At 59.1% G+C, this 12,802-nt stretch carries 12 protein-coding genes; 8 read left to right on the plus strand and 4 right to left on the minus strand.

The genetic code is table 11. From position 1 onward, the window contains the following. Positions 1 to 147 precede the first annotated feature (147 nt). On the minus strand, positions 148 to 1,398 hold the full coding sequence (locus AABC73_RS12905; RefSeq protein WP_341523909.1) for an MFS transporter: 1,251 nt from the start codon (positions 1,396 to 1,398) through the stop codon (positions 148 to 150). Positions 1,399 to 1,503: 105 nt separating this feature from the next. Between AABC73_RS12905 and AABC73_RS12910 the strand changes: the two genes are divergently transcribed. Continuing rightward, positions 1,504 to 2,469 carry an AraC family transcriptional regulator gene (locus tag AABC73_RS12910; protein WP_341523910.1) on the plus strand — a complete coding sequence of 322 codons (966 nt, stop codon included), beginning with the start codon at positions 1,504 to 1,506 and terminating at the stop codon, positions 2,467 to 2,469. A 9-nt stretch (positions 2,470 to 2,478) separates the two neighbouring features. On the opposite strand, the gene AABC73_RS12915 is transcribed toward AABC73_RS12910, so the two are convergent. From AABC73_RS12915 to AABC73_RS12925, 3 genes are all read right to left on the minus strand, one after another. Next, on the minus strand, positions 2,479 to 2,754 hold the full coding sequence (locus AABC73_RS12915; RefSeq protein ID WP_341523912.1) for a hypothetical protein: 276 nt from the start codon (positions 2,752 to 2,754) through the stop codon (positions 2,479 to 2,481). Then, entirely contained in the window at positions 2,751 to 3,620 is an 870-nt protein-coding gene (locus AABC73_RS12920; RefSeq protein ID WP_341523913.1) for an oxaloacetate decarboxylase, read from the minus strand. The genes AABC73_RS12915 and AABC73_RS12920 overlap by 4 nt, the downstream gene beginning before the upstream one ends. A gap of 268 nt (positions 3,621 to 3,888) precedes the next feature. After that, the gene (locus AABC73_RS12925; RefSeq protein ID WP_341523914.1) at positions 3,889 to 5,127 is read right to left on the minus strand and encodes an acyl-CoA dehydrogenase family protein; all 1,239 of its coding nucleotides are present in this window, start codon (positions 5,125 to 5,127) and stop codon (positions 3,889 to 3,891) included. Positions 5,128 to 5,438: 311 nt separating this feature from the next. Here AABC73_RS12925 and sfnG point away from each other — a divergent pair, with 311 nt between their 5' ends. The 7 genes from sfnG (at position 5,439) to AABC73_RS12960 (ending at position 12,796) form a co-directional block, all read left to right on the plus strand. Then, positions 5,439 to 6,539, plus strand: a complete 1,101-nt coding sequence (gene sfnG, locus AABC73_RS12930) for a dimethylsulfone monooxygenase SfnG (RefSeq protein ID WP_341523915.1) — start codon at positions 5,439 to 5,441, stop codon at positions 6,537 to 6,539. 213 nt (positions 6,540 to 6,752) lie between these two features. Continuing rightward, the gene (locus AABC73_RS12935; RefSeq protein WP_341523916.1) at positions 6,753 to 7,838 is read left to right on the plus strand and encodes an acyl-CoA synthetase; all 1,086 of its coding nucleotides are present in this window, start codon (positions 6,753 to 6,755) and stop codon (positions 7,836 to 7,838) included. Between the two features lie 13 nt (positions 7,839 to 7,851). Then, positions 7,852 to 8,655, plus strand: a complete 804-nt coding sequence (locus tag AABC73_RS12940) for an ABC transporter ATP-binding protein (protein WP_341523917.1) — start codon at positions 7,852 to 7,854, stop codon at positions 8,653 to 8,655. 3 nt (positions 8,656 to 8,658) lie between these two features. Beyond that, positions 8,659 to 9,540 (plus strand): branched-chain amino acid ABC transporter permease, encoded by an 882-nt coding sequence (locus AABC73_RS12945; RefSeq protein WP_341523918.1) that lies wholly within the window; start codon positions 8,659 to 8,661, stop codon positions 9,538 to 9,540. 21 nt (positions 9,541 to 9,561) lie between these two features. Then, the gene (locus AABC73_RS12950; protein ID WP_341523919.1) at positions 9,562 to 10,629 is read left to right on the plus strand and encodes a branched-chain amino acid ABC transporter permease; all 1,068 of its coding nucleotides are present in this window, start codon (positions 9,562 to 9,564) and stop codon (positions 10,627 to 10,629) included. A 52-nt stretch (positions 10,630 to 10,681) separates the two neighbouring features. Continuing rightward, positions 10,682 to 12,010 (plus strand): ABC transporter substrate-binding protein, encoded by a 1,329-nt coding sequence (locus tag AABC73_RS12955; protein ID WP_341523920.1) that lies wholly within the window; start codon positions 10,682 to 10,684, stop codon positions 12,008 to 12,010. Positions 12,011 to 12,016: 6 nt separating this feature from the next. After that, positions 12,017 to 12,796, plus strand: coding sequence for an ABC transporter ATP-binding protein (locus AABC73_RS12960; RefSeq protein ID WP_341524232.1), 780 nt, complete (start codon positions 12,017 to 12,019; stop codon positions 12,794 to 12,796). Positions 12,797 to 12,802 lie beyond the last annotated feature (6 nt).

Here is a 12,802-nt window from a genome sequence, read left to right on the forward strand (position 1 = left end):
CGGGCCGGCGCAGTTCGGCGACACTCTGACGGGTGCGGCTGCGGTAACTTGCGAGCTGTATTCGGCCAACCGGCAGGTCATTGCTCGGCGGTGTCGGCACGTTGTCGGTTGGGATACGGAAAAGTAAGGCGTCCTGATATGGGTGCCTTAGAGATGCAGCGCCGGGCCTCTGGTTTCGCCGAGTGGGGACGGTTGGATTCTGACGCGCCATGCAATCAGCAGTGCTGACAGCAGCATCACGATCCCGCCGGCGATAAAGACGCCAGCGATGCCGCTCAAGCTAAACATTGCTCCTCCCGCAGCGGCACCGGCTGCGATAGAAGATTGCACCGATGCCACCACCATCCCGCCCGCGCTTTCCGCCTGGTCAGGCACTGAACGTGCGACCCAGTTGGACCACGCCACTGGCACGCCCCCGAACGCCAACCCCCAAAACGCAACCAACAGCGCTTGCCCCGGTACTGAGGCAGGCAAAAACACCAGAGCCAGCGCTGCCAGCCCCACCAGCGCAGGCATAAGCGCCAGTGTCACGCTAAGACTCCGCGCAATCAGCCACCCGGTAAGCATTGTGCCGACAAAGTTGGCCACCCCGAACCCCAGCAACATGAGCGCGAGGCCATCGGTACCAACGCCAGTAGTGCTCTCCAAAAATGGTCGGATGTAGGTGAACAGAGCGAAATGGCCGGTGTGTGCAAGTACACAGCCAAACATGCCGATAGCAATGCCCGGCCGCATCAGCACGTCCAGCACAGTTCTAAGTCGTGCCGGACTGCGCGGTGCCATCTTCGGCAGTGTGAACCACTGGAAGAGCAGGGTAAGGCAGCCCACTGCCGCAGCTGCGAGGAAAGCGGAGCGCCAGCCGTACAATCCGCCCAGGTAACTACCGAGTGGGACCGCGACGACCGTTCCTACTGCAATGCCGCTGAAAATGATCGACAGCGCGCGGGGAAGCAAGGAGGCCGGGACTAAACGCATGGCGACGGCCGCGGCCATGCACCAAAAACCACCGAGTGCCACCCCGAGCAGAACGCGCATCACCATTAGCACCCAGATGCTGGATGACAAGGCAACCAACAGGTTGGAAGCAATCATCAGTACTGAAAAACCTAAAAGCACAGTACGCCGGTCAAGCGATCGCGTGAAGCCTGGCACCAGCAATCCAGCAAACAATGCCACGACGGCGGTTACCGTCACCGCTTGTCCCGCGATCGCTTCGGATACCGCCAGATCGGTGGCCATCGGGGTAAGCAGACTGGCCGGAAGGTACTCGGCCGTCAACAATCCGAACACGCCCATGGCCAGTGAGAATACCGCCATCCACGCGGGTACTTTCGGTTCTACATCTCCAACAGCTCCAGCTTGAGCATTGGTTCCGGTGTCACACACGCTGCTAGTCATTACAAATACCTTCCTGAAATTGACGCGAGCCCAAGTCTAGGCATCAAAATCAGGATGATCTATGATGAATCGTCTGTAACTTTTGATCAAAACTCCGGATTTAACATGTCAGATCATTTCGCCCTATCTTCCGATCTCATCAGCGAATTGCTGACCGGCATGCGCCTGCGTGGCGTCCAGTACCGGCGTATCCAGACCGGTCCAGCGTTCGGCATCAGCTTGAATGCCCGGCCTGGACATGCCTACTTTCACTATCTCGCCATCGGTTCTGCTGTGCTGCGCACAGAGGATGGTGTGTTGCATGAATTGTCCGCAGGGAATGCAGTGTTTCTGCCGCAGGGCGCGGCGCATCAGCTGCTGTCCAGTTCCGACGCGCCAACCCAGGACATCAGCCTTTTCGAATCGGTTCCCCTGGGTGACACGGTCAGTGCCGTCAACCTGTGCCCTACAACCAGCGCCATTCCCAGCGCCATTCTTTTTTACGGCTGTATGCAGTTCGATCTTGGTGGAATGCAAGGGCTGGGGCCGCTGATGCCGGGCCTGATGACGGTCGATGCGATGAGCGATCGTTACCCGGGGCTGATGCCGATACTCGCCGCCATGAAAGGAGAAATCTGCTCCGGGCGCATCGGCTTCGCCGGGATTCTTGCGCGTCTTGCCGATGTGGTCGCGGCGATGATCGTACGGGGTTGGGTTGAATGTGGTTGTGACTATGCATCGGGCTTGGTCGCAGCGCTGCGTGACCCCAGGCTGGCCCGCGCCATTCTGGCGCTCCATCGCCACCCGGGCCGCAATTGGACAGTGTCGGAGTTGGCAGAGGAGTGCAATTCCTCGCGCTCGGTCTTTGCGGAACGCTTCCAGGCAACAATCGGAACGCCGCCACTGCGCTATGCCACCGAATTGAGGATGCGCCTCGCCAGTCAGTGGCTGAACCAAGAGAGGCTCCCCATCGAAACCGTGGCGCAGAACCTCGGTTACACCTCTCAAGCTGCGTTCAGCCGCGCTTTCAAACGCATCACGGGCCAGGCGCCCGGTGCCAGCCGACAATCTTATCGGCTGCCTATTTCCTGAGGTTCGTGGTCAAAGGGTCAGGATATCGACTGCCGTCAGCAATCTCGATCCTGCGCTGAGTGGGCCTGGTTGTTGAGCTCTGGTAGGCGCTTTCGCCAACGAAACCCGCGGTGACTGCACGCCGCCATTTTCTGAACCGAGTCGATTTTGTGAGTCCCAACGATAGCGCGGTAAGCCGACGTCGAAGATCTGCTGCTGAATGCGTTTACCAAACAAGAAACTGGCAATCAGCCAACAGAACACATCCACCTCTATTTCCGCTTGAGGGCGGAAACTGACGGTCACTCTTTGACGTTCATGAACTCTTTGGCCCACGCCACATAGCTTTCTGGCTGGGTGTAGGTGTGGGTCAGTTCTGTGGCACTCAAGTTCGAGGTGCTTTGCGTCATGTGGCGTTGAGCACGGAGGCTGTCGTAAGTGGCCTTGATCGCTGCAAAGTAGGCCGCATGGCCCGCAACGACAACGCGCACACCCAGGTTCGCCAGACGCTGGCTGTCGTTGAGCTTTGGATTGCCATAGGTCACCAGCATCAAAGGCACAGTCAGCTTTTCCGAAATTTGCTCAAGGTGCTCGAAGTCTTTGATTCCGACAATACAGATGCCGTCGGCGCCAGCTTTCTCATAGGCTTGAGTCCGTTCAGCAACATCTGCGACGGGCAGCACGGCCGCGTTCGTTCGCGCGATGATCGAAAGTTCAGGGTCAACGCGCGCCTCCAGGGCAGCTTTGACTTTACCGATGCCTTCGTCGATGGAGATCAGATCTGTCGATTTACGGCCAAATTGCGCAGGCAACAAAGTATCTTCAATGGTAAGTGCGGCAACGCCTGCGCGCTCAAGCTCTTGAACTGTTCGCATAACGTTGAGGGCATTACCGTAGCCATGATCGGCATCCGCGATGAAGGGGAGTTGCGCGACGCGACCTATTCGGGTTGCCTGTTCGACGAATTCGCTCAACGTGATAAGCGCGAAATCGGGTGCGGCCAAGACCTGCAGTGATGCAACAGAACCACCCAGAATGCCGACTTCGAAGCCAAGATCTGCTGCGATGCGAGCGGACATCGGATCGAAAACGGAGGCTGTTTCAAAGCACAGTTTCGAAGCAAGCAGATCTCGGAAGTTACGACGCAAAGCTGAGTGAGACATTCTGGACATGACGTTTCCTGGTTATGGCGATCATCGAGGCAAGATCAACGCCAATCTGAAAAAGTGATGAGATTACCACGCAGGAAAATCCAGGGTCATGACGTTTGAGAATAGAGACTGCAGCCGCACAGCGGCGAGGCCGTTGAGACCTGCTCCGACTATCTCGCTGACTGAGCCGACGCCTTCTCGGATAAAATCCGCACAAGATCACGCACGATTTCGAAATCGTGCGCATTCATTCGCAAGACTTGCGGCGCCTTGCTCAGAACCTGCTCGATCAGGGCTTTCCTGCGCCGTTGCCAATCTGCCAGACGTACGGCGGTTCGGTGCCATTGATGCGCCAGTCGCCGACAATCCGCGCTTTATAGATCGACGGGTTGTGCGAAGCCGCCGTGCGCGCATTGCGCCAGTGGCGATCCAGCGCCTTGTTGACGCTGACACCCGAAGCGCCCAAGGCATTGAACAGATCCGATGCGGCGCGCAAGACCAATTCCGAAATAATCACCTGAGCCTTGGCCGTTTCGATTTCCGCAGCAATATTGGCGTCCTTTTCAACCTGCGCATCGTTGCCGAAACGAGCCACGTAGGCACGTTGCAGCGGTTCGGCGGAACGGATTGTCGCGGCTTCGGCAGCATAGACCTGCGCCGAAATTTGCCCGACCACTTGCTGGACCTGCGCATCGTTGCTCACGCTGCTGCCATTGCCATGGCTGAACACGCGTTTGCGGTCGCGAACTTCCTGGGCAATGTCGCGTTCGATGGCGCGGCCAATGCCCGCCAGCACCGCCAGCAAGACCAATTGATAGAACGCCGTCTGGTATTTGAAACGCTGTTCGAACGGGATGACATGCTCGGCATTCACCGGCACGTTTTCATAGACCGAAGTGCCGCTGCCGGTCGTGCGCTGGCCAAAACCATCCCAGTCGTCGCTGTGGCGCACCCCGGGGTCACGTGCCTGGACGACAGCGATCACATCGGCGCCGTTGTCGGCCCGTTGTGCGTACACGTCAATCCAGTCAGCGAAGATACTGCCGGTGCTGTAGAACTTGGCGCCATTGAGCACAAATCCGTTGCCCTCGGCGCTGACCTTGGTAATCACGTCGCCGATTTTCACTGCGCCGACTTCAGTCCAGCCATTGCCCACCAGATCACCCGCGACGAACCGTGCGAACCACGTGTCACGATCGGCGCCGGGTGGCGCGTTGAGACGATCTTCGACAAATGCAAAGTGCGCGCGCAGGGCTTGTGGAATGTTCGAGTCGGCTTCAGCCAGCTCGATCAACAGTTGGAACAGTTGACCCACTGAAGCGCCTGCGCCGCCATATTCGGTGGGCACGCGAACGGCGCCGAAACCGGCTTTCTTGAGCCAGGCAATCGGCTCGTAGGGCAGGGTGCGAGATTTCTCGCGCTCCACGTTACCCGCGCTTATCTCACGAAAAATCGGCCGGAAGCGGTTGGCCAGGGTTTCGTAATCGGTTCCAAGGGACAGTGGGTTTGCGGCTGTGGGCTGAGTCATGCAGTGCTCCTGAGTGCAATGTGATCGGCGGTCAGACCACCGGATTGAGTAGCTGGAGCACTGCACGCTTTGTGCCTGAATACAACGTATTGATTTAAATGGATTTTTGCTGGCAGCCCGAAATGCATCTGTTGCCTGGCAGACAGTTTCTCAACAGCTTGTCAGCAAACAGTACAGCGCAACGTTTTGTGAGGTGTCCGCAAGTGCTTGATCTGGCTGGACTTATGGCGATGGCACGTTTGCTGCTCCGGTGAAGATAATCGATCCCGGATGCAATGACGTTCGGGGCTTTCCAACCGAGGAGTTTCTCCATGAGTCAGCAGCCCATCAAATTTGCCTACTGGGTACCCAATGTCAGCGGCGGCCTGGTCGTCAGCAAAATCGAACAGCGCACCAGCTGGACCATCGATTACAACCGCAAACTGGCGCAGATTGCCGAGCAATCCGGTTTCGAGTACGCCCTGACCCAGATCCGTTTCACTGCAGGTTACGGTGCCGAGTTCCAGCATGAGTCAGTCGCTTTCAGCCATGCGCTGCTGGCTGCCACTGAAAAGCTCAAGGTCATTGCAGCGATTTTGCCAGGGCCATGGAATCCTGCGCTGGCCGCCAAGCAACTGGCGACCATCGATCAGCTCACGGCCGGTCGGGTGGCGGTGAACATCGTCAGTGGTTGGTTCAAGGGTGAGTTCACTGCCATCGGCGAGCACTGGCTGGAGCACGACGAGCGCTATCGCCGCTCCGAGGAATTCATTCGCGCCCTCAAGGGCATCTGGACCACTGACAACTTCACCTTCAAGGGTGATTTCTATCGCTTCCATGATTACAACCTCAAGCCCAAGCCTATCCAGCAGCCCCATCCGGAAATCTTCCAGGGCGGCAGTTCACGGGCCGCGCGGGATATGGCGGCGCGGGTGTCCGACTGGTATTTCACCAATGGTAATACCGTGGAGGGCATCAAGGCTCAGGTCGATGACATTCGTGCCAAGGCGGCGCTAAACGGGCATTCGGTGAAGGTCGGCGTCAATGCTTTCATCATTGCGCGGGACACCGAAGAAGAGGCGCGTGCGGTGTTGGCCGAGATTATCGACAAGGCCGACCCGGAAGCGGTCAATGCTTTTGGTGATGCCGCCAAACAGGCCGGCAAGGCCAGCCCCGAAGGCGAGGGTAACTGGGCTAAATCGACCTTTCAGGACCTGGTGCAATACAACGATGGCTTCAAGACCAACCTGATCGGTACGCCGCAGCAGATTGCCGAGCGCATCGTGGAACTGAAGTCAGTGGGTGTGGATTTGGTGCTGTCGGCGTTCCTGCATTTCCAGGAGGAAGTTGCTTACTTCGGCGAGCGCGTGCTGCCGCTGGTTCGCCAACTGGAAGCTGCCAGGCAGGAACAGGGTGCAAGCGTTTCCGCCTGATGCTGCCGGCTGCCGTGGATTTTGAGATGTACGGCAGCTGTTGGCGGGGCAACAGATGTTCAACATGCTGTGCTGGCCAGATACGGCCATGCGCTGCCTGAACAGTCGTCAGGTCGTTGATAAACAACGTATTTATGAGCTGGCACGGACGCTGCTAGGGACGCTGCTATAGCTCCATGAACTCCATGGATTCTTTCTCAACGGAAGCGCCACATGTCCCAGTCATTGCCTCAGGCCTTGTTACAGCAGTCCCAGACCCGTGGCGCGCAGATTGCCCTGCGTTACAAACAACTCGGCATCTGGCAGACCCGCAGCTGGAGCGAGCTGGCCGTAGAAGTCAGCCGCTTGGCTGGCGCCCTGCATCAGAAAGGATTTGGCGCCAGCCATGATCTGCTGATCATCAGCGAGGCCAGGGCTGAAGCCCTGTTGCTGGCGCTGGCGGCGCATTGGTTGGGCGGCAGCGTCAGTCTGCTGGATCCCGCCGTGGATAACCGGGATTTGCTCGCGGCACTGGCACCCGACTTCGCTGTCGCCGAAGGTCTGGAGGCGGTTGGGCAATTGCGCAGCGCGCCGCCGGGAGTTTTGATCTTTCTCGACAAGCGTGGGTTGAGCGCCGCGCCGGACAAAGGCGAGGTCGCCTACGCCGCACTGCTGGACGGTGTGCACGCCGAACCCCCTCGTCCTGCCGTAAATGCCACCACCAATGCGTTCATATTTCCCTCTCTCAATGGCTTGTTGCGCCAAGAGCTCAGCCACAGGGATTTGCTCCTTGGCGCGCGACAACTGATCGACGTTCAGGGCTTGGATAATCACGAGCAGGCGCTGGCCTCCAGGGTATTTGCCGCCAGTGGTCAGGCCCGTTATCTGTTGGCGCCCTGGCTGGTGGCAGGTTTCTGCCTGAATTTTCCCGAAGGATTGAGCACCCGGGATAACGACCGTCGGGAGTTGGGTCCGACGCTGGTGCTGGGCACCCGCGAGTCCTATGCGCGGCTTGAGCTATGGGCACGGGAGCGCCGACCGCTGCCGGGCAGCCTCAGTCACGGGCTTTATCGCTGGGCCATGAATCCGGCGCCTGGTGTCGTGCGACGCTGGTTGGGGTTTTGGCTGATTCGTCGCCCGCTACTGGATGTGCTGGGCATGAGTCGCCTGAGCAAACCATTACTGGTGGGCGAGCCGCTGACCCCGCAAAGCACTGCATTTTTCAGTGCGCTGGGTATTCAGCCGCGCTCGCTGAGCGCGGTCGCGAATGCCAATGCGTCGGTCGATTTGCCGGCATCCGTATCTCCCCAACCTGCCTGATGAGCCTTTCTTGATGAATGCAGTTGCCCCATCGACATTACTCGCCCTGGACGACATCTCGCTGTCCTTCAAGGGCGTCAAGGCCATTACTTCGATCAGTTTTTCGGTCGCCGCAGGAGAAATCTGTGCCCTGATCGGGCCCAATGGCGCGGGCAAGAGTTCCTTGCTCAACGTAATCAACGGTGTCTACCAGGCACAAAGCGGATCGATCAGTTATGCCGGCCAGACCCGGCGCCGCATGCGTCCGCACCAGGCGGCCGAGGAGGGCATCGCTCGTACCTTCCAGAACATCGCCTTGTTCAAGGGCATGAGCGTGCTGGACAACGTCTTGACCGGACGCAATCTCAAACGTCGCAGCACTTGGCTGGAGCAAATGCTGCGCGTCGGTCGTGCCCCGGCTGAAGATGACGAGCAACGCTGGTATGCCGAACGGATCATCGAGTTCCTGCGTATTCATCCGTGGCGCCATGCCCTGGTGGGCAAGCTCTCCTACGGTTTGCAAAAACGGGTGGAGTTGGCTCGTGCATTGGCCGCCGAGCCTCGCTTGCTGTTGCTGGACGAGCCAATGGCCGGCATGAACGCCGAAGAAAAACGCGAAATGAGCCAGTTCATCCGCGACATCAACCGCGAGTTGGGTACCACGGTGGTGCTGATCGAGCATGACATCGGCGTAGTGATGGGTCTATCCGATCATGTGGTGGTGCTGGATTACGGCCGCAAAATCGGCGATGGCACCCCGGAGCAGGTACGCAGCAATCCGGACGTGATTGCCGCCTACCTCGGCACGCGCCGCTCGCAATCGGCCAGGAGCCAATAAGCCATGGAATTTTTCTTCGAAGTGCTGATCGGCGGCCTGCTGGCCGGGGTCATGTACTCCTTGGTGGCCATCGGTTTCGTGCTGATCTTCAAGGCTTCGGGTGTGTTCAATTTTGCTCAGGGCGCCATGGTGCTGTTCGCCGCGTTGACCTTTGTCAGCCTGCTGGAACGCGGCCTGCCATTCTGGTGGGCATTCCTGGCGACCCTCGCCACGATGGTGGCGCTGGCCTTGCTGATCGAAAAAGTGGTGCTGCGGCCATTGGTCAATCGTCCGCCGATCATCCTGTTCATGGCCACCCTCGGCCTGTCGTACATGATCGAAGGTCTGGCCCAGGCGCTCTGGGGCGCGCAGGTTCACGGCCTGGAGCTGGGCATTCCCGATGAGCCGCTGGAGATTCGCGGCATGCTGCTGTCGCAATTCGATCTGTTCGCCGCCGGGACTGCTGCCACGCTGGTGATAGCCCTGTCTCTGTTGTTCAACCGCACACGCATCGGCCTTTCCTTGCGCGCGGTGGCCGATGACCCGCTGGCTTCCCTCGCGGTTGGTATCCGGCTGCCGCGGATCTGGGCGGTGGTCTGGGCCGTGGCCGGTTTTGTCGGGCTGGTCGCCGGGCTGCTCTGGGGCGCACGACTGGGGGTGCAATTCTCCCTGTCGCTGGTGGTGCTCAAAGCGCTGCCGGTATTGATCATTGGCGGATTTTCCTCGATTGGCGGGGCGATTGCCGGTGGCTTGATCATCGGCGCCGCCGAAAAACTCGCCGAGATCTATCTCGGCCCAGTCATCGGCAGCGGCATCGAAAACTGGGTGCCCTATGTGCTGGCGTTGCTGTTTTTGCTGGTTCGTCCTGCTGGCCTGTTTGGCGAGCGGGCGATCGAACGTGTCTGACTTTCAGTAAGGATTACTCCAATGCTTTATCGAGAAGCTGGACAGCTCGCCACCCGTTATGCAGCAGAGCGCCGCATCTTTCGCTTGCGTCAGGACCGGATCGGGCTATTGGCCTTGTTGGCCTTTGCTTTCATCGGCGTGCCGTTGCTGGGCAACGACTACTGGTTCAGCGCAATTCTGATTCCGTTTTTGGTGCTGTCGCTGGCCGGTCTGGGCCTGAACCTGTTGACCGGTTACGCAGGCCAATTGTCCCTGGGGTCGGCAGCGTTCATGGCCGTCGGTGCCTTTGCCGCCTACAACCTGCAATTGCGGATACCGGGGATGCCACTGCTGCTCGGTTTCGCCCTGGGCGGTGTGGTCGCGGCGGCGGTAGCTCTGCTGTTTGGTTTGCCCAGTCTGCGCATCAAGGGGTTCTATCTACTGGTATCGACCCTGGCTGCGCAGTTCGTGGTGGAGTGGGTGCTGACCAAATTCAGCTGGTTCACCAATGACAATGCGTCAGGGGTCATCACCTCGCCACCGCTGATCATTGCCGGGCTGAATTTCAGCTCTCCCGCAGGGCGTTACCTGCTGACCCTGAGCCTGGTGGTGCTGTTGTTCTGGCTCGGCAAAAATCTGGTGCGCAGTGAATTGGGCCGCAACTGGATGGCGGTGCGCGACATGGATACTGCTGCTGCGGTCATCGGCATCCGCCTGTTCAAGGCGAAGTTGCTGGCCTTCGCCATCAGCGGCTTTTATCTGGGCATCGCCGGTTCGCTGTGGGCATTCGCCTATCTGGGCACTGTCGAGCCGCACGGCTTTGACTTGAGCCGTTCGTTCCAGGTGCTGTTCATCATCATTATCGGCGGGCTGGGAAGTGTGGCCGGCAACTTCCTCGGCGCGGCGTTCATCGTGTTGTTTCCCATCCTGCTGGGCAATCTCAGCGCTTTGCTGCCGGTCGGCCTGGTCGATTCCGGGCAGCTGGAAAATATTCAGAAGATGCTCTTCGGGGCTTTGATCATCGCGTTTCTGATCAAGGAACCTGAAGGGCTGGCGCGCCTCTGGCAGCGCTTTCGGCAGCGCGCGCGAGTCTGGCCGCTGCGTTATTGATCGACCTATTTCCCACAAAAAACGCCACGTGCACTCTTAAAGGAATCTGCCTATGAACCACCGAAAAAACCTGCAACGCCTGGCACTTGGTCTGGCCCTTCTGGGCTCTGGACTGGCGGCAACGGCGCAAGCGGCCAACGAGCAATACTTTCCCTTGCAGAGTTATCGGGTCGGACCTTACGCCGCAGGCGGCACCGGTTTTTTCGGTGGCTTTATCGATTACATGCAGTACATCAACGACAACGGCGGGGTAAACGGGGTCAAGTTGACCTGGTCGGAATGCGAAACCGAGTACGTGGTCGAGAAGGGCGTTGAATGCTACGAACGCCTCAAAGGTGGCCCCAATGGCGCTCCGGCCGCAGCCACCAATCCGCTGTCGGTGGGAATTGCCTACGCGACCCTGGAGCGCTCGACCGCCGACAAGCTGCCGTTGATCACCATCAATCACGGGCGCACCGACTCCACTGACGGCAGCGTATTTCCGTATGTTTTCCCGTTGCAGTTGAACCCGTATTCGGAAGTCTCGGCCATCGTCAATTACATCGGTCAGCGCGAAGGTGGCGTGGCATCCCTCAAAGGCAAGAAAATCGCCGTGCTTTACCACGGCTCGCCATACGGCAAGGAAACCAACGGTGTGCTGGAAACCCTGGCAAAAAACTACGGGTTTGAATTGACCGCCCTGGAAGTGCCGCATCCCGGCAACGAACAGCAATCGCAATGGCTGAACATCCGTCGTCTCAAACCAGACTGGGTGATTCTGCGTGGCTGGGGCGTTATGAATCCGGTGGCTCTCAAGTCAGCACAGAAGGTAGGTTTCCCCGCAGATCACATCATCGGCAATATCTGGAGTAACTCCGAAGAAGACGTGATCCCTGCCGGCGGCGCCGCCAAAGGCTTCATTTCCATCACGACCCACCCGTCCGGTACGAATTTCCCAGTGCTGGAAGGCATCAAGAAATCCGTGCTCGACAAGGGCCAGGGCAATCTGGCCGATGCCAAGCGGTTCGGCACCGTTTACTACAACCTCGGCGTTGTGAACGGCATTCTCAATGTCGAGGCGTTGCGTATTGCGCAAGCCCGATTCGGTGACAAGCCGCTCACCGGCGAGCAGGTGCGCTGGGGCTTCGAACACCTGAATCTGGACGACGCTCGCCTGCAAGCGTTGGGCGCCAAGGGGCTGGTTCAACCCTTGAAACTGTCCTGCGCCGACCATGAAGGTGGCGGTGCGGTGCGTTTTCAGCAATGGGATGGGCAGCGCTGGAACCTGATCAGTGACTGGGTGCAGGCTGACCGCGCCTTGTTGCGGCCGATCATCGAAGCCTCCGCCGCGCAGTATGCCAAGGAAAAAGGCATCACCCCTCGCGATTGCAGTAAGGAGTAATAAGTCCTGATGAGCCAGATCCCGCACGCCAGCCTGTCCGCCGAAACCATTCTGTCGGTGGAGCAGGTCGAGGTGTTTTACGAGCAATCCATCCTCGCGCTGCGCGGGATCAGCCTGCAGGTGCGTCAAGGCCAGATGGTCGCGCTGCTGGGCGCCAACGGGGCGGGCAAAAGCACCACCCTCAAGGCGATCTCCAATCTGATTCGCGCCGAACGGGGTGAAGTGGTCAGTGGCCAGATTCACTACCTTGGGCAATCCATCGCTCGCTCCGACCCGGCCGCACTGGTCAGGGCGGGGCTGGCGCAAGTGTTGGAAGGGCGACACTGCTTCACTCACTTGAGCGTCGAGCAGAATCTGCTGATCGGGGCGTTCGTGTCGCGGCCTTCACGCACTGAACTCAAGTCCAGGCTGGAGAAAGTCTACGGCTACTTTCCCCGGTTGCGTCTGCTGCGCAAGCGCTTGACGGGCTACACCTCCGGCGGGGAGCAACAAATGGTAGCCATCGGCCGGGCATTGATGTCCGAGCCGCGCCTGCTGTTGCTCGATGAGCCGTCCATGGGTCTTGCGCCGCAGGTGGTCGAAGAGATCTTTGACATTCTGGCCCGACTCAATCGCGACGAAGGGCTGAGCCTGTTGGTGGCTGAACAGAACATTAACCTGGCTCTGGATTACGCGCAGTTTGCCTATGTACTGGAGAACGGTCGGGTGGTCGACTCCGGCGCGGCGGCCGAGTTGGCCGGACGCGAGGACATCCAGAACTACTACCTGGGGGCGGCAAACTGTTGATAGCGC

It is taken from the genome of Pseudomonas sp. G.S.17, assembly GCF_038096165.1.
Taxonomy (GTDB): Bacteria; Pseudomonadota; Gammaproteobacteria; order Pseudomonadales; family Pseudomonadaceae; genus Aquipseudomonas.